This window comes from Alteromonas sp. KC3, assembly GCF_016756315.1.
In the GTDB taxonomy this organism is placed as follows: Bacteria; Pseudomonadota; Gammaproteobacteria; order Enterobacterales; family Alteromonadaceae; genus Alteromonas.
Genome location: NZ_AP024235.1, coordinates 778,712 through 802,329, shown reverse-complemented (window position 1 = coordinate 802,329; position 23,618 = coordinate 778,712). Strand labels below are relative to the sequence as shown.

Annotated in this window: 27 protein-coding genes; 19 read left to right on the top strand and 8 right to left on the bottom strand. The window is 44.6% G+C overall.

Translation table 11 applies throughout. The annotated features are described in order from the left end of the window. Nucleotides 1-61 precede the first annotated feature (61 nt). From JN178_RS03570 to mgtE, 6 genes are all read left to right on the top strand, one after another. The gene (locus JN178_RS03570) at nt 62-1,558 is read left to right on the top strand and encodes an RNA polymerase factor sigma-54 (RefSeq protein WP_202263733.1); all 1,497 of its coding nucleotides are present in this window, start codon (nt 62-64) and stop codon (nt 1,556-1,558) included. A gap of 29 nt (nt 1,559-1,587) precedes the next feature. After that, nucleotides 1,588-1,875: a ribosome hibernation promoting factor gene (gene hpf, locus JN178_RS03565; RefSeq protein WP_012517338.1), complete on the top strand. Its 288-nt coding sequence runs from the start codon at nt 1,588-1,590 to the stop codon at nt 1,873-1,875. Between the two features lie 13 nt (nt 1,876-1,888). Then, nucleotides 1,889-2,332: a PTS IIA-like nitrogen regulatory protein PtsN gene (ptsN, locus tag JN178_RS03560; RefSeq protein WP_202263731.1), complete on the top strand. Its 444-nt coding sequence runs from the start codon at nt 1,889-1,891 to the stop codon at nt 2,330-2,332. Between the two features lie 58 nt (nt 2,333-2,390). Continuing rightward, complete coding sequence (gene rapZ, locus JN178_RS03555) at nt 2,391-3,236, top strand: RNase adapter RapZ (protein ID WP_202263729.1); 846 nt, start codon at nt 2,391-2,393, stop codon at nt 3,234-3,236. Beyond that, complete coding sequence (locus tag JN178_RS03550; RefSeq protein WP_159623928.1) at nt 3,236-3,508, top strand: HPr family phosphocarrier protein; 273 nt, start codon at nt 3,236-3,238, stop codon at nt 3,506-3,508. The genes rapZ and JN178_RS03550 overlap by 1 nt, the downstream gene beginning before the upstream one ends. A gap of 200 nt (nt 3,509-3,708) precedes the next feature. Further along, nucleotides 3,709-5,067 carry a magnesium transporter gene (mgtE, locus tag JN178_RS03545; protein ID WP_159623929.1) on the top strand — a complete coding sequence of 453 codons (1,359 nt, stop codon included), beginning with the start codon at nt 3,709-3,711 and terminating at the stop codon, nt 5,065-5,067. Nucleotides 5,068-5,086: 19 nt separating this feature from the next. Here mgtE and JN178_RS03540 read toward each other — a convergent pair whose 3' ends face one another. Continuing rightward, nucleotides 5,087-5,824, bottom strand: a complete 738-nt coding sequence (locus JN178_RS03540) for a response regulator transcription factor (protein ID WP_202263727.1) — start codon at nt 5,822-5,824, stop codon at nt 5,087-5,089. A gap of 208 nt (nt 5,825-6,032) precedes the next feature. On the opposite strand from JN178_RS03540, the gene JN178_RS03535 reads away from it, so the two are divergent. Next, entirely contained in the window at nt 6,033-6,848 is an 816-nt protein-coding gene (locus JN178_RS03535; protein ID WP_198814517.1) for a spondin domain-containing protein, read from the top strand. A gap of 11 nt (nt 6,849-6,859) precedes the next feature. Further along, on the top strand, nt 6,860-7,699 hold the full coding sequence (locus JN178_RS03530) for a spondin domain-containing protein (RefSeq protein WP_202263724.1): 840 nt from the start codon (nt 6,860-6,862) through the stop codon (nt 7,697-7,699). A 165-nt stretch (nt 7,700-7,864) separates the two neighbouring features. Here JN178_RS03530 and JN178_RS03525 read toward each other — a convergent pair whose 3' ends face one another. The 7 genes from JN178_RS03525 to rplM all read right to left on the bottom strand — a co-directional run bounded on the left by JN178_RS03525 (nt 7,865) and on the right by rplM (nt 12,984). Continuing rightward, nucleotides 7,865-8,341, bottom strand: coding sequence for a ClpXP protease specificity-enhancing factor (locus tag JN178_RS03525; protein WP_202263721.1), 477 nt, complete (start codon nt 8,339-8,341; stop codon nt 7,865-7,867). Next, nucleotides 8,338-8,970 (bottom strand): stringent starvation protein SspA, encoded by a 633-nt coding sequence (gene sspA, locus JN178_RS03520; protein ID WP_012517332.1) that lies wholly within the window; start codon nt 8,968-8,970, stop codon nt 8,338-8,340. The genes JN178_RS03525 and sspA overlap by 4 nt, the downstream gene beginning before the upstream one ends. 111 nt (nt 8,971-9,081) lie before the next feature. Then, nucleotides 9,082-9,816, bottom strand: a complete 735-nt coding sequence (locus JN178_RS03515) for a cytochrome c1 (protein ID WP_159623934.1) — start codon at nt 9,814-9,816, stop codon at nt 9,082-9,084. Beyond that, on the bottom strand, nt 9,813-11,078 hold the full coding sequence (locus JN178_RS03510; RefSeq protein WP_159623935.1) for a cytochrome b: 1,266 nt from the start codon (nt 11,076-11,078) through the stop codon (nt 9,813-9,815). The genes JN178_RS03515 and JN178_RS03510 overlap by 4 nt, the downstream gene beginning before the upstream one ends. Before the next feature lies 1 nt (nt 11,079). Beyond that, nucleotides 11,080-11,712, bottom strand: coding sequence for a ubiquinol-cytochrome c reductase iron-sulfur subunit (gene petA, locus JN178_RS03505; protein WP_159623936.1), 633 nt, complete (start codon nt 11,710-11,712; stop codon nt 11,080-11,082). Nucleotides 11,713-12,150: 438 nt separating this feature from the next. Then, the gene (gene rpsI, locus JN178_RS03500) at nt 12,151-12,543 is read right to left on the bottom strand and encodes a 30S ribosomal protein S9 (RefSeq protein ID WP_014948330.1); all 393 of its coding nucleotides are present in this window, start codon (nt 12,541-12,543) and stop codon (nt 12,151-12,153) included. 12 nt (nt 12,544-12,555) lie between these two features. Further along, a complete protein-coding gene (gene rplM, locus JN178_RS03495) occupies nt 12,556-12,984 on the bottom strand; it encodes a 50S ribosomal protein L13 (protein WP_014948329.1) in 429 nt (142 codons plus the stop codon). A 268-nt stretch (nt 12,985-13,252) separates the two neighbouring features. On the opposite strand from rplM, the gene JN178_RS03490 reads away from it, so the two are divergent. The 11 genes from JN178_RS03490 (at nt 13,253) to JN178_RS03440 (ending at nt 23,615) form a co-directional block, all read left to right on the top strand. Continuing rightward, complete coding sequence (locus JN178_RS03490; protein ID WP_202263719.1) at nt 13,253-14,164, top strand: hypothetical protein; 912 nt, start codon at nt 13,253-13,255, stop codon at nt 14,162-14,164. A gap of 81 nt (nt 14,165-14,245) precedes the next feature. After that, nucleotides 14,246-14,911 (top strand): response regulator, encoded by a 666-nt coding sequence (locus JN178_RS03485; RefSeq protein ID WP_202263716.1) that lies wholly within the window; start codon nt 14,246-14,248, stop codon nt 14,909-14,911. A gap of 1 nt (nt 14,912) precedes the next feature. After that, nucleotides 14,913-16,202, top strand: a complete 1,290-nt coding sequence (locus JN178_RS03480; RefSeq protein WP_202263714.1) for an ATP-binding protein — start codon at nt 14,913-14,915, stop codon at nt 16,200-16,202. Then, entirely contained in the window at nt 16,186-16,551 is a 366-nt protein-coding gene (locus JN178_RS03475) for a cupredoxin domain-containing protein (RefSeq protein WP_202263711.1), read from the top strand. Before JN178_RS03480 ends, JN178_RS03475 begins: the two co-directional genes overlap by 17 nt. Then, the gene (locus JN178_RS03470) at nt 16,541-17,305 is read left to right on the top strand and encodes an FTR1 family iron permease (protein ID WP_202263708.1); all 765 of its coding nucleotides are present in this window, start codon (nt 16,541-16,543) and stop codon (nt 17,303-17,305) included. The genes JN178_RS03475 and JN178_RS03470 overlap by 11 nt, the downstream gene beginning before the upstream one ends. Continuing rightward, complete coding sequence (locus JN178_RS03465; RefSeq protein WP_202263706.1) at nt 17,302-17,997, top strand: hypothetical protein; 696 nt, start codon at nt 17,302-17,304, stop codon at nt 17,995-17,997. Before JN178_RS03470 ends, JN178_RS03465 begins: the two co-directional genes overlap by 4 nt. Before the next feature lie 83 nt (nt 17,998-18,080). After that, nucleotides 18,081-18,818: a glycosyltransferase family 2 protein gene (locus JN178_RS03460; RefSeq protein WP_202263703.1), complete on the top strand. Its 738-nt coding sequence runs from the start codon at nt 18,081-18,083 to the stop codon at nt 18,816-18,818. Further along, nucleotides 18,808-19,500 (top strand): TVP38/TMEM64 family protein, encoded by a 693-nt coding sequence (locus JN178_RS03455; protein WP_202263701.1) that lies wholly within the window; start codon nt 18,808-18,810, stop codon nt 19,498-19,500. Before JN178_RS03460 ends, JN178_RS03455 begins: the two co-directional genes overlap by 11 nt. Then, nucleotides 19,497-21,197, top strand: coding sequence for an ArnT family glycosyltransferase (locus JN178_RS03450; protein WP_202263698.1), 1,701 nt, complete (start codon nt 19,497-19,499; stop codon nt 21,195-21,197). Before JN178_RS03455 ends, JN178_RS03450 begins: the two co-directional genes overlap by 4 nt. A 152-nt stretch (nt 21,198-21,349) precedes the next feature. After that, complete coding sequence (locus tag JN178_RS03445) at nt 21,350-22,102, top strand: thermostable hemolysin (RefSeq protein WP_202263696.1); 753 nt, start codon at nt 21,350-21,352, stop codon at nt 22,100-22,102. Beyond that, complete coding sequence (locus tag JN178_RS03440; protein WP_202263694.1) at nt 22,092-23,615, top strand: AMP-binding protein; 1,524 nt, start codon at nt 22,092-22,094, stop codon at nt 23,613-23,615. Before JN178_RS03445 ends, JN178_RS03440 begins: the two co-directional genes overlap by 11 nt. Nucleotides 23,616-23,618 lie beyond the last annotated feature (3 nt).

Below are 23,618 nucleotides of genomic sequence, written 5' to 3'. Positions count from 1 at the left end.
GATTGTCATTTTTCAATCTCGCTCAGGTATATTCAATTTAGAGCATTTAAATAAGACGTAGATGAAACCATCTTTACAGCTAAAATTTAGCCAACAACTCACCATGACACCTCAGTTGCAGCAGGCCATTAAACTGTTGCAGCTTTCTACGCTCGATCTTCAACAAGAAATTCAAGAAGCGTTGGATTCAAACCCGCTATTAGAAGTTGAAGAAGGCCACGACGAGCCTCAGCTTGAAAAAAATAACATCGATAATGATGACAGTGGGGTAGAAGCTTCTGCCACTGCATCAAGTGATACTTTGGAAGCTGGCGATGCACTAGAAAAAAATGATCTTCCAGACGAATTGCCAATCGATAGCACATGGGATGAGTATTATTCAGCATCGTCTGCGCCGGCACCAGGACCTGCCAGTGACGACGAACAAATTTTCCAAGGTGAAACGACTGAGGACATACAAGAACATCTATTGTGGCAGATGCGCCTCACCCCTTTTTCTGACACCGACCGTGCCATTGCAATGGCTATCATTGATTCTATCGATGAGTCAGGGTATCTAACCGTTACTCTTGAAGAGATTTTAGAGGCGGTTAACGCGCAAGAAGCCTCTGGCGAAGATGAAGAGGAACTCATTGAAATGGACGAAGTAGAATGTGTATTAAAGCGCATTCAAATGTTCGATCCCATTGGTTCTGGTTCGCGCACCCCACAAGAGTGCTTGATGGTACAGCTTCGCCAATTCGCAGATGATACACCATGGCTTGCCGAGGCAAAGCAGTTAATAGAAGACTATTCTGATTTGCTGAGCAGCAAAGATTACCGCACCTTAATGCGCAAGAGCCGATTGAAAGAAGATCAGCTTCGCGAGGCTATGCGTTTGCTGCAAACCTTGAATCCTCGCCCAGGTAGTGCTTTAGTTACTAAAGAACCTGAGTACGTTATTCCAGATGTATCGGTTACCAAAAAGAATGGCCGTTGGGTGGTTGAGCTGAACCCTGATAGCCTGCCAAAACTTAGCGTCAATCAACAATATGCCGCAATGAGTCGCCGTGCAAAGAACAGTAGCGATTCACAATTTATCCGCTCACACATGCAAGAAGCCAAGTGGTTTATCAAAAGCCTAGAGTCGCGTAACGACACACTGATGAAGGTAGCAAATTGTATTGTGCAGCAACAAATGGGCTTTTTTGAACATGGCCCAGAAATGATGAAACCAATGGTATTAAATGATGTCGCAGAAATGGTAGATATGCACGAATCGACTATTTCACGTGTGACAACACAAAAATACATGCATACCCCTCGTGGCATCTTCGAGTTGAAGTATTTCTTCTCTAGCCATGTTGCAACGGAGTCAGGTGGTGAATGTTCATCAACCGCCATTCGTGCATTGATCAAAAAACTGGTGGCAGCTGAAAAACCCAGTAAACCACTAAGTGATAGCAAGATTGCTTCATTGTTGGCCGAGCAAGGCATTAAAGTTGCCCGGCGGACAATAGCAAAGTACCGGGAATCGTTATCGATCCCGCCGTCGAACCAACGCAAGAGCCTTATTTAACGGGCTTAATAATATAAGGAAGACGAAATATGCAAATCAACCTTACTGGTCATCATGTCGAAATCACCGACTCTTTGCGTAATTATGTCGATACGAAGTTCAGCAAACTTGAACGTCACTTTGATCACATTTCTAATGTGCATGTCATCCTGAACGTTGAAAAATTAAACCAAAAAGCAGAAGCGACAGTTCACTTAAGTGGCGCTGAAGTATTCGCATCCTCAGAAAATACCGACATGTATGCGGCGATTGACAGCATGGTTGATAAACTCGACCGGCAGGTAATCAAGCATAAGGAAAAACTTAAAAAGCACTAGTAGTTAATTAAGTATGGATATACAAGCCATCGTAAGTCTGGACCGCACTGAATGTGCGGTTCAATGTAATAGTAAAAAGCGTATTTTAGAGATCATTGCCGATATTGCTGCGAAGAACAACGCGCATATCGACCAGTCGACAGTACTGAATAGTTTGTTGGCGAGAGAACGAATGGGTAGCACAGGTATCGGAAACGGCATTGCCCTTCCCCATGGTCGCTTAGCTGGCCTTGATAGAGTTATTGCCATTGTTGTTACCAGCACACCAGCTATTGATTTTGATGCGCTAGATGAAAAACCTGTCGATATTTTCTTTGCACTATTAGTACCTGAAGAACAAACCGAAGGTCATCTACAAACACTAGCCACAGTCGCTGGCAAACTGAGTAATAAAGACACTATTAAGGCAATAAGGCGTGCTACCACAAGCGATGACATTATAAATGCGTTAGCGTAACTCGCTGCTATACAACATTACTGCATTAAGCGCTTATCAGTGTAAAGGGAGAATATAAGTGAAGCTGATTATTATCAGTGGTCGTTCGGGCTCAGGAAAATCAATTGCACTGCGCGCTCTTGAAGACTTAGGGTATTACTGCGTTGACAATATTCCGGTTAACTTGCTCCCTACGCTAACGCACACAGTGGTTGATGAATACGACCAAGTCGCCGTTAGCATAGACGTACGTAACCTGCCTAAAAATCCAGACGATTTAGTTGAAATACTTGATTACCTGCCTTCGTCTTGGTCGATGACCATTGTGTATATTGATGCTAGTGATGATGTGCTCGTTAAGCGTTTTAGCGAAACACGCAGATTGCACCCGCTGGCCAAGCTCAACAAGTCTCTCTCTGAAGCCATTCGCGCAGAGTCAGCGCTGCTGGCCCCTATTGTCGAGCGAGCCGATCTCTATTTGGATACCGACAAACTCACTATTCATCAACTCGCTGAGCTAATACGCGAACGTATTCTTGGTAAGAAAAGCTCGCGATTAGTGCTTGTGTTTGAGTCATTCGGCTTTAAGCACGGCATTCCCAAAGATGCAGACTATGTATTTGATGCGCGTTTTTTGCCCAACCCTCATTGGGAACCCGATTTAAAGCACTTGACTGGGCTAGACGCGCCTGTTGAAGTATTTTTAGGTTCTCAACCTGTAGTAACAAAATTTATTTGGCAAATACAGAACCTGATCACAACGTGGCTTCCACATTTAGAGCGCAATAATCGCAGTTATGTCACCGTGGCAATTGGTTGTACTGGCGGACAGCATCGCTCGGTATACATCGCCCAAGCGTTATCAAAAACATTTTTGGAAATTCATCCAGACGTTCAAATCCGTCACAGAGAGTTGAACCAGTAATGATTATTGAGAAAACACTCACAATCGTTAATAAATTGGGGCTTCATGCCCGTGCTGCCACGCAACTGGTACAACTAGCCAACCAATTTGACGCCAAAATTGTGCTTAAAAAGGGTGACAAGGAAGCTGACGCAAATAGTGTGCTGGGACTAATGATGCTTGAAAGTCATCAAGGTGAACAGGTCAACGTTGTCGTGCAAGGCAGTGATGCCGAAGAAGCCATGGCAGCTATTGAGCAACTAATTGAAGGCAAATTCAACGAGGCCGAGTAAGTGCTCCCGTCCAATACAAGCACTTGAATTGGCGAAATAAACAACACTTAGTCATAATAACGTCATTATGCTCGCAATTGTCATGACAGCTTCATCACAATTGCGATATTCTACTGCATAAATCCCAAATTGCACTGTAGACAAATTGGGATGAGCTCGTTTCATCTAATCTCAGTTTAGCTTAGTAGGACTCGCTACTTATGGCAGAAGCGCTTGTTTCCAAATACGTACAGACTCAGCTTCGTGCATTAAATGGTGCATTGAACAACGGTCAATTCGTGTCTGTGCGTAAGCTTCTGTTAGAACTTCCCCCGTCTGATGTTGCTCATATTCTTGAATCCAGTCCCAGCCGTACTCGTGATGAGTTGTGGGAGCTCATTGATGGCGATTTTCACGGTGATATATTAGAAGAGCTTTCTGATGACGTGCGTAATGGCATCATCGCTAAAATGCTTCCGGCTAATGTTGTTGATGCATTGGAAGAGATGGACACGGATGACTTAGCCGAAACGCTCAGTAGCCTTCCGGAAACCGTTTTACAAGATATTCTTGACTCTATGGATGCCCAAGATAGGGTGCGTGCCGAGCAAGCACTATCATACGGTGAAGAGACCGCTGGTTTCATTATGAACACGGACACAATTACGTTGCGTCCAGATGTTACCATTGACGTTGTTCTACGCTATATACGCTTAAAAGGCGAGCTGCCTGAGAATACCGATACCTTTTATGTAGTAAATCGCACCGATAACCTTGTTGGTATTGTCCCCGTTACCCGCTTACTTACCGCCGATACAGATGACAAAGTGTCTGACGTAATGGATACAGAATCAGAAGCAATACCCGTTAATATGCCTGATGATGAAGTGGCAAGTCTCTTTGAGCGATATAACTGGTTATCAGCACCTGTGGTAGATGAAAACAATCGTCTCGTTGGTCGTATTACTATTGACGACGTAGTCGATATTATCCGAGAAGACGCAGAGCACTCGATGATGAGTATGGCGGGTCTTGACGATGACGAAGATACTTTTGCACCAGTCATGCAAAGCACTAAACGTCGCTCTGTTTGGTTAGCGGTTAACTTAGTCACTGCCCTTATGGCGGCAATGGTCAGCGACTTATTCGAGGCTACCTTAAGTCAATTGGCCGTGCTGGCAATTCTAAATACTATTGTGCCAAGCATGGGAGGTGTTGCAGGTAACCAAACACTTACCCTGGTCATACGCGGTATGGCACTTGGTCACGTCAACGCGAGTAACTCCCGCTGGTTAATTAGTAAAGAGATGTCCATTGGCTTTTTAAATGGGGCTATTTGGGCAGTACTGATTGCCTCGGTAATCGCGCTATGGAAACAAGACTATATGCTTGGAGTAATTATCGCCTTTGCAATGCTAGTCAATATGATTGCAGCAGCGTTAGCAGGCGCAACCTTACCTATGATTATGAAACGCTTAAAAATAGATCCTGCATTAGCAGGTAGCGTTATCCTGACTACCATCACTGATGTTGTAGGTATTTTCGCCTTCTTGGGTACCGCTACCCTTTTCCTTATCTAACCTTTCAGCGAAATACACATTACGCACTGAGTGCTTTGTCGACGTAGCCGGTTAAGTTCAACTTATATCCTACACCCCACACGGTTTCAACGAGCTGTGCGCCGTTATCTATACTGGCTACATTATCTAACTTATTACGCAATCGATTGATGTGGGTGTTAACGGTATGCTCATACCCTTCATGGTTGTAGCCCCATACGTCACTCAATAACTGATTGCGCGAAAAAACCTGATTTGGGTGACGGCAGAGGTAGTTAATAAGGGTAAACTCTCTAGCAGTTAACGATAGGGCTTGTCCGTTTAACGTAACGCTGTGATAGCGTAAATCAACTTTAAAGGGCCCAGCTTGAATGCTGTTGTCTGCGTTTTTTTGAAGGCTTGTGTCAAGGCTTGGCATACTCCTTCTCATATGCGAACGAATTCGAGCGATAAACACACGCTCGTTGAATGCGCCTCCAAGGTAATCATCGACGCCCACCTCAAAATAATCCGCTTCATCAGCACTCACGTTAGTTAATTGCTGACCGTCAACGGCCATAATCCAACTGTCTGGGTTTTGTAATACCAAACGTTCAATACGGTCTAAGCAAAACTGTTGCGCGTGGGACTGTACGATGACGAGTGAATAGTGCTGAGCATCAAGTAATGACAGTGCAGCTTGATAATTTGAAACCACATCATGCAAGAATCCGTGCTTGCTCAAGCTTTGCGTAATGATTTGCTGAAACTGGTTGTCACTATAGATTACAAGGATCATAGCTAGCTCCTATTTTGCCCTTAATAATCAAGACCGGAGGTTGCTTAAAATTATTCCACTTTCTATTAAAAAATTGTTCATTCTACTTTAATACTTCGTTTTTAAGACGACAGAGATCTGTGTCCTTTTTGTAATACTTCTGTGATGAATTGCGCATTTTGCTGACCTACATTTTTATGCGCTTTTAAGTCAAAACAAGGACAAAAAAATGAAATTCACCAAACTTGCTAGCGCTACCCTGCTATCGTTAGCCGCGGCTTCATTCAGCCACGCAGTGACTGTCGATGTTGAAATTACCAATTTAACGCAGGCACAAAGCTTTACCCCTCGACTGGTTATTGCCCATGACGACACGGTAGATGCGTTTGAAGTGGGTCAGCCTGCATCAACTGCATTAGCGTGGCTTGCAGAGGCTGGCGTTATCGACGATGAGCAAAATGCAGATTCAAGTGGCGCTAACTTTGAAGCGCTTCTTGGCCCTGTAGACACGGATAATGGCTCAAATACATGGCACCGTTTTGGTGGTCTTCTGGCACCTAGTGCGACACTTAGCTATCCGTTCGATACTATGGACAAGCCATACCTTTCGTTATTGGCGATGTTGATCCCAACTAACGATGCATTTGTTGGTATGGACAGTATAGAAATCCCCACAGAACCTGGCACTTATACTTACTATCTTAATGCCTATGATGCAGGTACAGAGTTAAATGATGAGTTGAACAGTGCACGCACTGATGTAGTTGAAGCGGGTACAGGCAACGCGTTAGGTGGCTATGGTCTGCCTGGAGTAGCGGGTGGTGGTGCCCCAACTCGTATTGTTGATTTGGGTACCGGTGGTACAGGCGTAGGTGCACAAGTTGTTAACGGGGAAGTTGAAGATGGTGAAGACGGCCCGGTTCATATTCACAGAAACGCGCTAGGTGATACTGATAACGCTGGCGGCGCTAGCGACCTTGATTCTACGGTACACCGCTGGTTGAACCCTGTTGCACGTGTTGTTATTACGGTTCCTGCGTCGTAAGGAGCGTTAGAATGAAAAATCCAATTGTAAAACTCAGTACGCTGCTAATCCTCTCTGCACTAGTCAGTGCGTGTGGCGATGATGGCGATACAGGACCCCAAGGGCCTGCTGGTCCGCAAGGTGAAGCGGGTGTCGATGGCACAGATGGACAAGACGGCGCAGATGGCCAAGACGGTATTAACGGTAATTCAGCAGTATATACCGTCCAAATCACCAATCTTACCTATGCACAGCCGTTTGCCCCAGCAGCCATTGTTCTTCATGAATCAGGCTACCACGCTTTTGCAGAAGGCGAAGCGGCGAGCATGGGCATAGAAGTTATGGCCGAAGGCGGTAACCCAGCGATGGTGATTGAAGAGGCTATGGGCTCTACCGATTTCTTGGATGCGCAGAACTCGGGTGGAATTTTAGGACCTAAAACGAGCAGTGACATGTTCACCTTGGTGGTTCCTGAACTCGATGCTGACGATTTACGTTTAACGGTAACCACGATGCTGGTGAACACCAACGATGCCTTCACAGGGCTAAATGCAGCCGATGTTAGCAATATGTCGGTGGGTGACAGTAAAACCTTTATGACAGTAACATGGGACGCTGGTACAGAGGCAAATACTGAAACCGCAGCAACCATGCCTGGGCCAGCAGCGGGTGCAGCAGGTGGCGGCGGCGAGGCTGCGGGTTATGATCCAGTACGAGACGACTTAGCGGATGTTGTGCGTTTGCATACAGGTGTTACTACCAATGCTAATGCAACCGATCCCAGCCGTGAAGGTTTAGCGACTTCGGTTTTAACTGAAGGGCATCGCTTTGATTTTCCGACAAGCAGAGTTGTGATCACACGAACACGCTAATTGTCATTAGTATGCTTAGCAGATTATGATATTTGTGTATGACAAGAGCGCCCTTGCACTACGTGCTATGGGTGCTTTTTTATAGATAAATAGAGATTACGAAACAGAAAAGTAACGATGCAATGAGCTGGCTTCAACATAATATTGAAACCAGGCTACATCGATTTATTTGATCACCTTAAGGGTAGGCTTACCTTTTTTAGGTGGCACAGGTGCATCTGCTTTATCTGCTGCATCTGCGTCTTCAAGTGACGTAGGGCCACTTTGAGGCTGTGGTGCATCAGACTCGTGCTGTTGACGCTCTTCTTGTGCACGCGCAATATCCTCTTCTGTGGCAAACACAGTTCCGGCACCATTCTCACGTGCATATATGGCCATTACCGCTTCGCAGGGCATGCTTAAACGACGTGGTTGCCCACCAAATCGCGCTTGAAATGACAAGCCTTCCACATCAAGTGAGAAGTTTACACATGCGCTTGGGGATACGTTTAAGACAATTTGTCCGTCTTTGACGAATTCCTGCGGCACTTCCACCAACTCATTGGTTGCATCAACTACAATGTAAGGTGTTAAATCGTTATCAACAATCCACTCATAAAAAGCCCTAAGTAAATAGGGCTGGTTTGACGTCATAGATGTCATAACGGGTTGTGGATCTCACGCTCTTGGTCCGTCAAAGACGCTTTAAATGAGCTGCGCGAGAAAATACGATTCATATACGCGTTAATCTCTTTACTGCCTGCACCATTTAGCTCAATACCTAGCGCAGGAAGACGCCATAGTAGCGGAGCAAGATAGCAATCAACTAAGCTGAATTCTTCACTCATGAAGTAAGGCATTTCACCAAACACAGGCGCTAAAGAAAGTAGCGCTTCACGCAATTCATTGCGCGCTGCTTCAACATCGCCTTCACCACGGAAAATACGTGCTGCCAAAGAGTACCAGTCTTGCTCAATGCGATGCATCATAAGACGGCTTTGACCACGCGATACTGGGTAAACCGGCATAAGTGGTGGATGTGGGAAACGCTCATCAAGGTATTCCATGATGATGTGTGACTTGTAAAGTACAAGTTCACGATCAACAAGAGTTGGAACAGTACCGTAAGGGTTTAGCTCCAACAGATCTTCAGACAGGTTGCTAGGATCTGTGTAGCTGATTTCAACACCCACACCTTTTTCTGCCAACACAATGCGCACCTGGTGGCTATAAATATCAATTGTGTCAGAGAACAACGTCATAATAGAACGTTTATTCGCGGCTACGGCCATTCAATTTCCTCCGTCGAGAAACAAGTTTATGCCCACTAAAATGAGCGAATTACAAATGCCAAAAAAGGGGGCGAGAAGCCCCCTTTTGGTATTATACATAAATCTGTGCGATTAGTGCACTTCTCGCCAGTATTCTTTCTTCAGTAAGTAAACAAATACAAACAATACTGCGATAAAGATAAGTACCCACTTACCGATTTTATGAGATTCAAGTTTTGAAGGCTCACCTGTGTACTCAAGGAAGTTCACAATATCGGCAACAGCTTGGTCGTACTCGTCAGGAGACATCGCGCCAGTACCATCTGACTTAATGCCTACGTAACGCTTAACCATTTCACCGTCAACCATTTGCTCTTCATAGGTGCGCGTTGGCGTACCTTGAAGTGGTTGAAGTACGTGTGGCATACCCACTTCAGGGAACACTGTGTTGTTCACACCAAACGGACGGCTCTCATCAACATAGAAAGAGCGAAGGTAAGTGTAAATCCAGTCTTCTCCACGAACACGAGCAACAAGCGTAAGGTCTGGTGGCGCCGCACCGAACCATGTTGCAGCCGCCTCTTCAGGCATAGCACGGGTAATATAGTCAGAAACCTTTTCACCCGTAAACTGCAAATGCTCTTGGCCCAATTCATCAGGAATACCCAAATCTTGGAATGAACGCTGATAGCGCTGATACTTCATAGAGTGACAGCCTAAACAGTAGTTCATGAACAATTGTGCACCGCGTTGTAAAGACGCCTTATCGGTTAAATCGATAGGCGCTTTATCAAGGTGTACGTTTCCACCTGCCGCAAGCGCTACGCCAGGTAGGAAGAAGGCTAAAAAGCACATCAATTTTTTCATTTAGAAATCCTCTCTGGCACAGGTTTAGTGTTTTCATTTTTGCTGTACAAGAACAGTGCAATGAAGAAACCGAAATACATTACTGTCGCGATTTGAGATGCAATGATTTTCCAGTTTTCTTGTGGCGTACCACCTAGGTAACCTAGGAAGATAAACACAATAGCAAACACAATAAGGTTTACTTTGTGTAGACCACAGCGATAGCGCCATGACTTAACACGTCCGCGATCAACCCAAGGCAGAGCGAATAGCGCTGCAATTGCGCCAAACATTGCTAATACCCCGAATAGCTTATCCGGTACCGCTTTCAAAATGGCGTAGAACGGCGTGAAGTACCACACTGGGAAGATATGCTCAGGTGTCTTCAGCGGGTTAGCAATTTCAAAGTTAGGGTGCTCTAGGAACTTACCGCCCATTTCTGGCGCAAAGAACAACACATAGGTAAACAGCGCTAAGAATACACAGAACGCCACTAGATCTTTAAGCACGATGTGCGGGAAGAACGGTAGTACATCGTCAGCAATATCGTACTTGCTTGTGTAGTACTCGTGAATTTCATATTTTGTCTTTTCAGACTCAGGTAGTGATCCCTTCTTATGCTTGATAGCGATACCATCAGGGTTGTTTGAACCCACTTCGTGAAGCGCGATAATGTGAAGGAATACAAGAATTACAATAACCAATGGCAGCGCAATAACGTGTAGTGCGAAGAAACGGTTTAGCGTTGCGCCAGAGATAACGTAGTCACCCTGTAGCCAGATTACTAGGTCAGGACCAACAACAGGTATAGCGCCAAACAGCGATACGATTACCTGTGCACCCCAGTAAGACATTTGTCCCCAAGGAAGTACATAACCCATGAATGCTTCTGCCATAAGCGCAAGGTAGATAAACATACCAAACACCCATAGGAGCTCACGTGGCTTCTGATAAGAACCGTAAATCATGCCACGGAACATGTGCAGATATACTACAATAAAGAACGCTGACGCGCCAGTACTGTGCATGTAACGGATAATCCAACCGTAGTCGATCTCACGCATGATGTATTCAACAGAAGCAAAAGCGCCTTCTGAAGAAGGAACGAAGTTCATGGTCAACCAAATACCAGTAATAATTTGGTTAACTAAAACGATAGTTGCCAAGAAACCGAACACATACCAAAAGTTCATGTTCTTTGGCGCAGGGTATTGAAGAGCGTGCATATTTGCTACGCGCATCATTGGGATGCGTTCTTCAATCCAACCTAGGAAAGCATTCATATTAAACAACCTCCGCTTCTGAGCCGATAATAACAGTTGTGTCATTAACGAACTGATAAGGCGGCACAACTAGGTTTAATGGTGCCGGTACGTTTTCAAATACACGTCCTGCCATATCAAACTTAGAACCGTGGCAAGGGCAGAAGAAACCATCTGGAACCCCTTCTACTACCTCTTCGAAAGCGCCATCTTTAAGGTGCTGTGGAGAGCATCCAAGGTGCGTACAAATACCAACTAGAATGAGGTATTCTTCTTTCATTGAACGGAAACGGTTTTGAGCAAAAGTAGGTTGCTGCTCAGCTTCAGAGTTAGGATCTTTCAGCTTATCTTCGTGTGTGCCTAGTTCTTCAAGAATTTCTGGCGTGCGACGTACAATCCATACAGGCTTGCTTCGCCACATTACACGTACTAACTGTCCAGGCTCAATCCCGCTGATATCTACTTCAACGTCAGCACCAGCCGCTTTTGCTTTGGCGCTTGGATTCCAGGACGCAATAAAAGGCACAGCAGCACCAACAACACCTACACCACCAACTACCGACGTGGCAACGGTCAAGAACCGACGACGAGTGTTGTTTTCTGGCTGGTTATCGTTTTGTGCAGACTCTGTTGCATCTACAGATACATTGCTCATCCACATTTCTCCAGGTTTGGATAATTATGATGTGTAACACAAGCTTATACTGGTTTTATCTCGCTTGTGTCGTAGCATCATATGGCTTGTCATGAAAGCGACGTAACAGTGAATTTTCACTAGCTTACGAATTCACGAAATTTTACAAAATTTTCGACCGCAAATGATAAAAGAAAAGCCCTTATAAACACAAGGTTTTACTGATATTTAAGCGACAATTTAATTGAAAACTTTATTTAAGATCAAAGTAGGAAATACCGCAAATCAAGGTTTTGCTGTTGTTTTGAGGTAAAACACGGCAGAAATTAAACCTTTGTTATTTTAACTAGCGCTAAGTGCTGTGGGGTATATAGCGGTATAAATCGTTGAAGTTATGTAGATTGAGATAATAAAAAACCCGGCATAAGCCGGGTTTTTGCAATACAAAAAACGTAAAAATTAACGCTTTGAGAATTGTGGACGCTTACGCGCTTTGTGTAGACCAACTTTCTTACGTTCAACGCGACGTGCGTCACGAGTAACGAAGCCAGCTTTACGAAGTGCTGGACGTAGAGCCTCATCATACTCCATAAGAGCACGAGTAAGACCGTGACGGATTGCACCCGCTTGACCGTTAGAACCACCACCTTTAACAGTGATGTATACGTCAAACTTTTCAGTCATTTCAACAAGTTCAAGTGGCTGACGAACAACCATGCACTCTGTTTCACGACCAAAGTACTCGTCAAGAGCGCGTTGGTTTACTTTAATGCTACCTGTGCCTGGACGTAGGAACACACGAGCAGTAGAACTTTTGCGGCGGCCTGTGCCGTAGTATTGAGTATCTGCCATGTTAATAGCTCCTTAAATGTCCAAAACTTGTGGTTGCTGTGCGGTGTGCTTGTGCTCTGCACCTGCGTAAACTTTCATTTTACGGAACATTGCGCGACCTAGAGGGCCTTTTGGCAACATGCCTTTAACTGCTTTTTCAATAACCATTTCTGGCTTGTGAGCAATTAGTTTTTCAAAGTTTGTCTCTTTAAGACCACCTGGGTAACCAGAGTGCGCATAGTACATTTTGTCTTGCGCTTTACGGCCTGTTACCGCAACTTTCTCAGCATTGATTACTACGATGTAATCACCAGTGTCCACGTGAGGCGTGTACTCTGGCTTGTGCTTACCACGAAGGCGTAGTGCGATTTCAGAAGCCAAACGGCCTAGAGTTTTGTCTGTGGCGTCTACCACATACCAGTCACGTTGTACCGTTTCTGGCTTAGCAACAAAAGTTTTCATTTTCAAATTCACCCGAATAATATCGTCGTTACTGATTTCTGAACACCAGAAATCACCTTAAAATCAACACAATGACCCCTTCGAGCCGGCTGATTCTTCCACCTTCCCAAAGGTGGGCGTAACTGGGCAGGGCGCGAATTATACAGGAATTGTCGCAAATGCGAACCCCTAAAACCAAAAAAATAGGATGATTTTTCAACGAACATCGGTGACTTGGTTTAAAAATTGGTGTAGGGTTGATGTGTTGTATTTTTAAACAAAAATAAAAATGAAAAACGCTTTCTGCATTACACTTTGTGCATGGTTGGTTTCAACGTGCATAAGTATTTCGCAGGCAAAGGAAGCAGACGAAATAATCTATACCCGAGCATTTGCTGACAGTGACTACGGGCACTACCATATTGCCGTTTTGCAAGCGGCACTTAATATTACGCCTGAATTCGGTACAACATCAATCGCTCCGCATCCCCACCCTATGAGTCAAAGTCGACAACTGGTGTCATTAATTAACGGTGATGCCGATATTATGTGGAGCGTTACTAATCGCACTCGTGAGCAAAAACTTATCGCGATAAGACTGCCACTTTTAAAAGGTTTTGCCGGTCACCGGGTATTGGTTATTAACCCTAAGCGTCAACTGGACTTTCCTCTCCATATCGATATAAATCAGCTTAAATCAATGACGCTAGTACAGGGCGATGATTGGCCCGACCTTGAGATTTTAGAGCATAATGGCTACACGGTCTCAGGCGAAGACTGGAGTTTATGGTTTCAATCGATGTTCTCTATGGTCGAAAGAGACTTGGTCGACGGGTTTCCCCGCAACGTTATTGAGGTGCATCGCGATTTAGCGCGTCACGCTGATAAGAATATTATATTAGAAGAAAACCATATTCTTCGATATCCAAGTTATGAGTACTTTTTTGTCAGTCCTCAAAATACTGCACTTGCTAATCGGTTGCGTATTGGACTGATACGGCTATTAGAAAACGGCGAACTGTCGGCATTATTTGAAGCGCAGGAAGGTCATAAAAAAGCAGCATTAATTGTAGATTCACCCTCACGAACAACCCATACTTTAAAAAACCCCGCCATTCCTTATGTCCTCGACTACGCGCAGTGGGACAAACATGCAAGTTCAGCAATTAAAGCATTACGTGACGAAACGAATAGCAACTGAGCAGATGCCCAATAAAAAACCTTAAGGTTTTCTTAAGGTTTCTGGTATACCCTTAATTTACTGACTAATTGTAGGAATACTATGCGCATACTCTTGGTAGAAGATGACAAGCCATTGTCCAGTGCACTCACAACCTCATTGAGTAAGGCAAACTATGTAATAGATTGTGTGTATGACGGTGCTAGCGCTCTTAATACGCTCCGTGCTGCACAAAACGACATAGTCGTTCTTGATCTTGGGCTTCCAGATCAAGATGGGTTAAGCGTACTTAAACGTATCCGCAAGACCAATCCCACCTTGCCAGTTTTGATTCTTACCGCGCGAGATAAAACCTCAGACAAGATATCAGGGTTAGATGCAGGTGCAGACGATTATCTTCCTAAACCCTTTGAAATTGATGAATTACTTGCTCGGCTACGCGTATTAGAGCGTCGACTTGGCACTGCTTCACAAAGCGTGATTACAGTAAAAAACGTTAGTCTTGATACAACCCACCACACACTTACTATTGATGGAAGCAACGTACACCTCCCTCGTCGAGAACTCATGCTTTTAAAAGCGCTGATTGAAAACGCGGGTCGAATACTGAGTAAGCATCAACTTGAGAGCAAACTCTATGAATGGGGTGAAGAAGTGGCCAGTAACACGATAGAAGTGCATATCAGTCATTTGCGAAAGAAAATGCCAGATGACTTCATTCGTACTATAAGAGGCGTTGGATATTGTATATCCAAGTCTGGAGACTAACGTGACGTCAATTCGTCGCTTTCTTATCTTAACGCTTACCAGCTCACTAGTGCTTATTGTATTTAGTGCAGCACTACACGGCTATCGCGCTACTATAGGTATATCCACTACCCTATTGGATAATGAACTAACTGCGCTAAATAGCGCCATTGCATCTTTTGATAGTGGAACATCAGGTAACGAGCACACCTTATTATTCCAGATATGGCAAAACGATACTTTAATAAAAAGCTCAAATAGTGCGTTAACAACACCGCTTTCTGAATTCAAAAACGGTTTCTCTGAAAAGAATGTGCTTGGAACGCGATGGCGTGTATATACCGCTTATTTACAAAGCGAGGAAAAGTGGTACATGGTAGCTCAACCATTGAGTAATCGCTTTGTGTTAACCGATGCGCTCACGGTTGCTTCCATTACCCCTTTTATAATAAGTGTCCCCCTTCTCGCCATTATTTTGTTTTTAGGGATCACTTGGGGGCTTTCTCCACTTAAACAGCTTTCTCGACAACTGGCAAAGCGAACGGGTAATGATTTTTCCACTATTTCTCTAGATAGGGAGCCAAGCGAATTAAAACCGGTTGTATCCACACTCAATTCAATGTTTACTCGACTAAGCGCGGCATTTGAAAGAGAGCAACAGTTTGCCTCTAATGCTGCACATGAACTGCGCACCCCGCTCAGTGTGATGAAAATCAATATCCACAATATTGCAGAAGAGCTGGGGGAAAACGGCAAACAGCTTCAAACACTGCAACGCGATACAGACAGAATGATCCACGCTGTAAACCAATTCTTGCTACTAACACGAACCAGTCCAGAAACCTTCGTAGAGCAAAAAGAGCCGGTAAATCTTTATTTTGTAGCCCAAGAAGTGATTAGTGATCTCTATGGAAAAATAGAAGCCAAGCAGCAAGACATTGCGTTGGAGGGCGATGAGATTTGGTTAAACAGCGTTCACTTTATGTTGTACACCTTGCTACAGAACCTAATTACGAACGCCAGCAACTACTCACCAGATGGGGCACAAATAGTTGTACGAATAAAAAGACTGGCCTCCACGGTAGTATTAAGTGTTGCAGACTCTGGCCCTGGAATTCCGCGTAGTGAACGAGAAAGTGTACTAAAGCGATTCAACCGCGCTACCCAAGCCAAAGCGACGACAGGAAGTGGTTTAGGCTTAGCCATAGTTTCGCAAATTGTTGCTCTGCATGATGCAAAAGTTGTACTTGATGATGCAGAGCTAGGCGGCCTTGAAGTAAAAGTGGAGTTTAACAATGAACTCTTACTTTAAAACTTCTCTCGCTATTTTAGCCGGTGTGTTTTCGTTTGCGTCTCCTCGCGCATATGCGCTTCCTGAAGTAGTGGTAGAAATAAAAAACCACCTTTTTTATCCCCAGAATGTTGTGGTACCTGCAGGAAAAAAAGTACGACTTACGTTTATCAACTTTGACGATACGCCAGAGGAAATTGATAGTTTTTCGCTTAACAGAGAAAAAGTGATTTTCGCCAACAGCAAAGGCAGCATTTATATCGGCCCTTTGAAACCGGGTGAATACCCGTTCTTTGGTGAATTTCACCCCAACAGTGCTGTGGGTAAAGTTGTCGTAAAAGCACATGAAGAGGTGCGCGATGCTGATTAATACCGTGGTACTTTTTTTGCGCGACACGCTGCCAATCTTTCTGTTGCTCAGTGTACTCATTGCATTGCCGGGTGTACCTCGTTTCTCACTAGTATGGCGCGTCGGTTTAATGCTTGTGACAGCAGTTATTATGTATTCATATCTTGGCGTTATCTCTGAGCTAGCAGAGGGTGCAGGATTTGAATTGCTGAAGTCTCTGCTATTGGTCAGCGCATGGTTAGGTATATGTATGCTAGCGATATTCCCATATTCAAAAGGACGCACAGTAAGTTTAGGTATTACACTACTTGTGCTTGGTATTGGACTTCCTAACAGCCTGCATTTTATGGTGTATTTTGTGTCCGAGCTAACCCGTAATAGTGATCATTCGTTGCTGATTCTTGGCACTACAATTGGCTTGGGGATCAGTATTAGTATCGCTATTTTGCTAAACATTGCCCTTACACATTTTGTGGCCGCCAAAGTAATGTTTTGTTTCACGACACTATTTGTGGCCGCGCAAGTTGCGAATGTAGCCCTTCTCCTTGAACAAATCGATATCTTGCCTACGTCAAAACAAATCTGGGACAGCAGTCACCTTATTAGTGATAACAGCGAATACGGGCATTTATTGAACGCCCTAATTGGCTACGAAGCCACACCATCAATGAGTTACATGATGCTATTTTTATTATCCTTGGCTGTGCCTAATGCCATTGCCGCTTTGAAAAAGCACACTCCTGCACTATGGCAACACGTGGAGGGTATTCGATGAAACGTATTAGTTTAATGATGTGTTCTGTCCTTGCTAGCTTTGCCGCAAGCGCTGACAATTTCACCGTTGATAGAGTCTACCAACCTTACGTTTTACCTTTTGAACGCGAATTCGAATGGCGCCTAACCTCACGTCAAAATGACAACGGGAATGTGTTAATGCAACGCTTCTCATTTGGGCATGCGCTTTCTGAATTTGTCATATTAGAAGCCTACGTTGTAGGTGCACGCGATGAAAACCAAGATTTTGGTTTGGAATCTTACGAACTTGAACTGCGTTGGATGGTGACTGAGCAAGGGCGGTATTGGGCTGATTGGGGAACCCTATTTGAATTAGAAAAGCAGCACAACACCGATGACTGGGCAGCGAAAGCAGGCATTCTCACTGAAAAAGAGTTTGGTCAGTTCAGTCTAACGACCAATGTAAGCTTGGTATATGAGTGGGGAGAAACCGTAGCCAACGAGTGGGAAGGTGAATTTAAATCAAAGTTCCGCTATCGCTGGATCCCAGAAGTACAGCCTGGGATTGAGATGTATGTGGCCGAGGACTATATAGGTGTTGGGCCGGCCTTTATGGGCATAAAACGCTTCGACAGACAAAAACAATTAAAATGGGAGCTCGGTTTCATTGCTGGGCTCAATGGCGATAGCAAGGATCATACATTACGTATGTCACTCGAATATGAATTTTGATTTATAGAATTAAGAAGCCTTAAGCTTTTCTTAAGGTTTCCTTTTTACAGTACTGGGCATAGTCACTTTACTATTCTATCCCTATGCATCAGATTCAAGTCAGTGTAGTACTCCCAGCAAAAAACGAAGCCAAAAATTTACCTTTGCTGCTACGAGAAATTGCACAATCCGTTAACACCGAACAAACTGAGATAGTGGTAGTCGATGACGGCAGCAATGACGACACGACAACATTGCTTTTGTCATTAGCAGACTCCCTCCCTCTTAGTTGCAAAGTAATTACACACCCTCATAGCTGCGGCCAGAGTACCTCGGTGTATCATGGTGTGCTGTCTAGCCAAGGAAAATGGGTTGTTACACTAGACGCCGATGGACAAAACGATCCAGCAGATATTCCAAGACTCATAGAAATGGCCACACAAGAAGAAGGGGCGCATTTTTGTGTCATTGGACATCGCCAAAAGAGACAAGATACCCAGTGGAAGCGCTTGCAGTCTAAAGTGGCCAACCGAGTAAGGCAGTGGATCCTACAAGATGATACACCTGATACAGGTTGTGGTTTAAAGCTGCTTCCACGCGCAACCTTCCTGATGCTTCCTTATTTTGACCATATGCATCGTTATATACCTGCACTGACTAAGCGATTAGGTGGCAATATAGTTTGTGTACCTGTTAATCACCGTGCGCGTACTGAAGGACAGTCCAATTATAATGCCTGGAATAGAGGCTGGGCAGGCATCATAGATATGCTCGGAGTAAGGTGGCTAATGTATCGAAGTCGACTCGACGCCATCAATAAGACATTCACTTATGAAAAATAAGTATTTTCAGCTTAACGCGCCCCTTAGTTTTTTCATAGGCTTCGTATTTATTTCAGTGCTTTGCTATTTATCATTTCAGCTAACTTCTGACGTTCTAGCCCACAGTAGCGATCCGAGTTGGCTAACATCATATATCGCGAAGCTTAGTACGCGCGAAGTACTATTGATTCTCGGTGCGTTTGTCGTGTTAATGACACTGGGCATTCCCCGGCAAGCTATTAGCTTTTTTTGCGGGGTTGGGTTTGGTGCTATTGAAGGCAGTTTCGTCGCGTTATTACTTACGTGTATGTCTGCAAGCGCAGCCTATTTAATGGCACGCGGTCCGCTTAACAAGCTGCTTGCACCGCTCATTAAGACAAATGGGTATGCAAGTAAACTGTTGCCTTTGCGAGAAAAACTTGTAGATAACAGCTTTCGAACTGTGCTTATGGTTCGACTTTTTCCAATAGGCTCTAATGTTGCAACCAATGTTATTGCAGGCGCATGTCGAGTGCCCTTCATACCCTTTATCACAGCAAGTACCCTAGGCTTTGTTCCACAAACAGTACTTTTTTCGTTGCTAGGAAGTGGTTCTCGCTACATCAGTACTGTTGAACAGCCTATTCACATTGCTGGTCTAGTCATTAGCGTATTTTTGATATTATCGTTGTCTCGCTATACGCGAAAGGAGAAGGCGCAATGACATCTGCGTTTGCTCATAACCGCACTGCTATCATCCTTTTCGTGGTTGCAACAGTCATTATTTTTGCAGGCATTGGCGTTCGCGACGCCTGGCCTCCTGACGAACCTCGCTTTGCACTTGTTGCTAAAGAAATGGTGACGAGTGGTCAGTGGCTTATTCCTATGCGTGGTGGAGAAATTTACCCTGACAAACCGCCTATTTTTATGTGGTGTATTGCGCTGCTCTATCTTGTGACAGGCAGTTTAAGCGTCGCAATGCTTCTACCAAGTGCTATTGCGAGCCTAATAACCTTGGCACTTACTTATCGTTTAGCGCGCGCGCTCGCCGACGAAAAAACGGCCATATTCAGCATGCTATTGTTGTTATTAAGTCCACAATTTGTGATCCAAGCAAAGTTTGCGCAAATTGATGCGTTGGTAGCGTGTTTTATCTGGGTTGGTGTTTATGGTTTTGTACGCCATTTTTGTATCGCAAAAAGCTGGCGCTGGTACTACATGGCTTGGGCTGCCATGGGCCTTGGTATCATTACTAAGGGTGTAGGCTTTCTGCCGGTTTTAATCTTTATTCCCTTTTCTTTTTTAGCGTTTAAGCACCAACTCCCATCAAAACGATGGGAAAAACGCGCGTTATTCGGCCCCTTAATCATGCTAGCGGTTGTACTCGTTTGGCTTGGCCCTGTGCTTTATTTGGGCGTGTATCAACAAGATCCTATGATACAGCAGTACTTGTCTAACATTTTACTTAAGCAAACGGCTCAGCGATATGCAAATGCGTGGCATCATATTGAGCCTTGGTATTACTACATTGTAAAAGTCATTCCACTGTTTTGGTTGCCGTCGATTGTTGTACTGGTCTTAAAAAGAAAAGAGCTCAAGCACGCGTTAAACGAACATCCTGCCTTCTTCGCACTAGCATTCTGGGCGGTGTTAGTTGTGATATTCTTCAGTTATAGTCCGGGAAAGCGCGGTGTTTATGTGTTGCCCGCACTTCCGGCAGTAGCCATGATTGCAGGTTTATTATTATCTCGCGGGGGAATGTCAAGAACCATAGAGACGATTGGACGCATAATCACACTCGTACCATCACTGCTTTTAGTCGCAGCAGGTGCAATGCTTTTACTCAGTGACCAAACCGTAAGTACTTTAATTTCACGTTATCACAGTAATGTAATTACAATAAACACACTTGCCGCCATTTGTTTGCTACTAGGAACACTCACCGTTGCAGTACAAGGTTTACTCTTTTCCAAGCATATCGTTGTATGGTTAATATTGATAACAGTTATCCCATCAACACTGGGGGCTTGGGCGCTCAATGATTTACGTACACCAACGCACCTTTTACAGCGTGCTCAGATACAAATAAGTCACCTTTCATCAAACGAGGCTGCCCCAAAAGAAGAATCAATGGTAGGTATTGTTGACTTTAAGGAACAGTATTTACTGTTTTCGCCATTTTCACTTACTCATTTTGGCTACCATACTCCAAAAGACATAGAGAATGGCACTGCATGGGCGTGGCTTAACGCACACCCTTCTCGATTTTTGCTAGCGCCTAAGGACTATGATTTCCAATGTGTCGATTTAGAAAAATCAATCTCATTGGGTTTTGCACATCGAGATGAATGGCTACTCATTCCATCAATAGCTGCGCATTCAAATTGCACACTACCTTCAGACGGACCTACCTTCCATTGAGGAAATAAACACAACCGCCTTCGCTTATCGCACATACCAATGCGATAAGCGAGTCAAAAAATATCTATTAATTTTAAAAAAAGCGTTAACTTAAGGTTCTCTTAAGGTAGCGCATCAATACTCATACCATCGAAGAACACCAGAGTGTATGTATGAGCCTTACGTTATCAGTAGCACCCAACTCATGTGATGATAAAACTACTCGTCAACATGAAAAGCGGCGCCCATCACTAGCTTTCATTACAGCCAGCCTTACACATCCAGCTAGACACAATATTGAAACCTTTATCGCTAATGGTTTCGCCACCCGCTATGACGCACATATTAGTTCGTTCATGCCTATGTTATTTGCACTTGAAGTTAACGGAATAAAGGCAGCTGTTGGCGCTAGGTGCAGTGCTACTCACAATACGCATCACGCACTTTTCATTGAGCAATATCTTGATAGCCCTATTGAAGTCGCATTAGAGGCCCAGGAGATTTTTGCGCAAAGACACGACATTGTTGAAGTAGGTAACTTATTTAGTAGCGCATCGCGTTACACGCTGCCCTTGTTACTTTCATTATTTTTTTTGTTCTCGCAAATTGGCAAAAAATATCTTGTGTTTAGTGCAACAACTCAAGTGCAACAACTATTACAGGGTGCAGGCATTTCGCTTACTGCATTAGCGCACGCTGACGTTAATAGACTCGCTGCAGAGCGCGATGATTGGGGCACCTACTATGACACTGCGCCGCAAGTTATGGCGTTGTCTCTTCAAGAAGTTACTCACCATGTCATGCGCAGCAGCTCTCTTCGTCAATACTATCAGCAAGCGGTAGGACTCATCGCAAGCTCTGATAGCGAGCTTCAGCTGCGCAGCGCTTTAGCTTATCCGCAAAAAGGAGCGTCTCATGTTGCTTGAAAAGTACTTAACTGGTGATGATGCTTCTGTTGCACTGAAGCATCATGGAAAGTCGTTAACCTACCGCGAGCTTAAAGATGCCATCGCGCAACTCGCAAATTGGATCACAGCCAATGATGTGAGCCGTATCGCTATTGCTTTTGACAACAGTTTCGCTTGGGTAGTCGCTGACCTTGCGTGCCAGCAAGCTGAAGCGTGCTGTGTGCCTCTCCCACTCTTTTTCAGTGAGCAACAGCAGCAACACATACTTAGCGAAAGCCAGTGTGAGTACCTACTAACAGATGCAGAGCCCCCTGCTTTCGCGTCAACTACGATGAAACGCGTGTGTAAAAGTGTCGATATTGTTGGCTATGCACTAACCTCTGACAAAACATCTGTATGTATGCCCAACGGCACTCATAAAATTACCTTCACATCGGGGTCCACTGGCGCACCAAAAGGTGTGTGCTTGTCCAGTGAATCTCAGTGGAAAGTTGCTCACTCAATAAGCAAGGCTTTTGAACAAGACTATGTCAACCACTTGTGCCTGCTTCCGCTATCAACGTTACTTGAAAATATCGCCGGTGTTTATGCCCCATTGCTTCACGGTGGCACAGTGCAACTTGCATCAGCAAGTGCTAGAGGCTTTGAAGGTAGCCGTCTTGTAAACCCACAAGCGCTAATTGGCTTAATTGATAGCGTCCAACCAACGTCGGTTATTTTAGTACCCGAGTTACTTATGGTATTGCTTCATGCCTGCTCACAAGGTTGGGTCCCACCTTCGTCGTTGTCGTTTATCGCCGTAGGCGGTGCACATGTATCACCTGTGCTGCTGGCACAAGCACAAGCTAAAGGCCTACCCGTCTATGAAGGCTATGGTCTGTCAGAAGCCGTTTCAGTCTCTACGCTTAACACGGGGCAATGCAATGTAGTAGGCACGGCAGGAAAAGCACTCGGGCACAACACACTTCATATAGATAATGGCGAAGTGGTAATAACTGGCAACCACTTTTTGGGATACCTCAATCAAGTAGAAAGCTTTTACCCAGCGCACGTCAGAACCGGAGACTTAGGCGTGATGAAGGATGGCGTCTTAACTCTCAGTGGCCGCAAGAAAAACATCATGGTGAACAGCGCAGGTAGAAACGTATCGCCTGAATGGATTGAGTCTCTGTTGATGGGAAGTGGCGTACTGCGCCAAGTGGTCGTCTTCTGTGAAGCTCGTCCACACTGTGTTGCTTTGCTTGTCCCTGCATCGCCTCACATATCCATTGATGGAATACATAAAGCCATTGCGTTGATTAACCAACAATTGCCCGACTATGCCCAAATAGAAAACTTTGATGTGGTTGCGCCATTTACGCCAGAAAACGGGTTGTTAACCCAAACTGGCAAGATTAAACGCGACGATGTGATTACACACTACAGCAGCACTATAGCTGCGCTGTATCACGATCCTCAATTTATCTCGCACACTGAAGCCTGCACGCATCCTGAATCTTGTGCGACTCAAACGATCACCTTTGGAGAGTAAATA

Coding starts and splice junctions, on each gene's coding strand:
- JN178_RS03570 (WP_202263733.1), top strand. CDS start 62: ATGAAACCATCTTTACAGCTAAAATTTAGCCAACAACTCACCATGACA.
- hpf (WP_012517338.1), top strand. CDS start 1,588: ATGCAAATCAACCTTACTGGTCATCATGTCGAAATCACCGACTCTTTG.
- ptsN (WP_202263731.1), top strand. CDS start 1,889: ATGGATATACAAGCCATCGTAAGTCTGGACCGCACTGAATGTGCGGTT.
- JN178_RS03550 (WP_159623928.1), top strand. CDS start 3,236: ATGATTATTGAGAAAACACTCACAATCGTTAATAAATTGGGGCTTCAT.
- mgtE (WP_159623929.1), top strand. CDS start 3,709: ATGGCAGAAGCGCTTGTTTCCAAATACGTACAGACTCAGCTTCGTGCA.
- JN178_RS03540 (WP_202263727.1), bottom strand. CDS start 5,824: ATGATCCTTGTAATCTATAGTGACAACCAGTTTCAGCAAATCATTACG.
- JN178_RS03535 (WP_198814517.1), top strand. CDS start 6,033: ATGAAATTCACCAAACTTGCTAGCGCTACCCTGCTATCGTTAGCCGCG.
- JN178_RS03530 (WP_202263724.1), top strand. CDS start 6,860: ATGAAAAATCCAATTGTAAAACTCAGTACGCTGCTAATCCTCTCTGCA.
- JN178_RS03525 (WP_202263721.1), bottom strand. CDS start 8,341: ATGACATCTATGACGTCAAACCAGCCCTATTTACTTAGGGCTTTTTAT.
- sspA (WP_012517332.1), bottom strand. CDS start 8,970: ATGGCCGTAGCCGCGAATAAACGTTCTATTATGACGTTGTTCTCTGAC.
- JN178_RS03515 (WP_159623934.1), bottom strand. CDS start 9,816: ATGAAAAAATTGATGTGCTTTTTAGCCTTCTTCCTACCTGGCGTAGCG.
- JN178_RS03510 (WP_159623935.1), bottom strand. CDS start 11,078: ATGAATGCTTTCCTAGGTTGGATTGAAGAACGCATCCCAATGATGCGC.
- petA (WP_159623936.1), bottom strand. CDS start 11,712: ATGAGCAATGTATCTGTAGATGCAACAGAGTCTGCACAAAACGATAAC.
- rpsI (WP_014948330.1), bottom strand. CDS start 12,543: ATGGCAGATACTCAATACTACGGCACAGGCCGCCGCAAAAGTTCTACT.
- rplM (WP_014948329.1), bottom strand. CDS start 12,984: ATGAAAACTTTTGTTGCTAAGCCAGAAACGGTACAACGTGACTGGTAT.
- JN178_RS03490 (WP_202263719.1), top strand. CDS start 13,253: ATGAAAAACGCTTTCTGCATTACACTTTGTGCATGGTTGGTTTCAACG.
- JN178_RS03485 (WP_202263716.1), top strand. CDS start 14,246: ATGCGCATACTCTTGGTAGAAGATGACAAGCCATTGTCCAGTGCACTC.
- JN178_RS03475 (WP_202263711.1), top strand. CDS start 16,186: ATGAACTCTTACTTTAAAACTTCTCTCGCTATTTTAGCCGGTGTGTTT.
- JN178_RS03470 (WP_202263708.1), top strand. CDS start 16,541: ATGCTGATTAATACCGTGGTACTTTTTTTGCGCGACACGCTGCCAATC.
- JN178_RS03465 (WP_202263706.1), top strand. CDS start 17,302: ATGAAACGTATTAGTTTAATGATGTGTTCTGTCCTTGCTAGCTTTGCC.
- JN178_RS03460 (WP_202263703.1), top strand. CDS start 18,081: ATGCATCAGATTCAAGTCAGTGTAGTACTCCCAGCAAAAAACGAAGCC.
- JN178_RS03455 (WP_202263701.1), top strand. CDS start 18,808: ATGAAAAATAAGTATTTTCAGCTTAACGCGCCCCTTAGTTTTTTCATA.
- JN178_RS03450 (WP_202263698.1), top strand. CDS start 19,497: ATGACATCTGCGTTTGCTCATAACCGCACTGCTATCATCCTTTTCGTG.
- JN178_RS03445 (WP_202263696.1), top strand. CDS start 21,350: ATGAGCCTTACGTTATCAGTAGCACCCAACTCATGTGATGATAAAACT.
- JN178_RS03440 (WP_202263694.1), top strand. CDS start 22,092: ATGTTGCTTGAAAAGTACTTAACTGGTGATGATGCTTCTGTTGCACTG.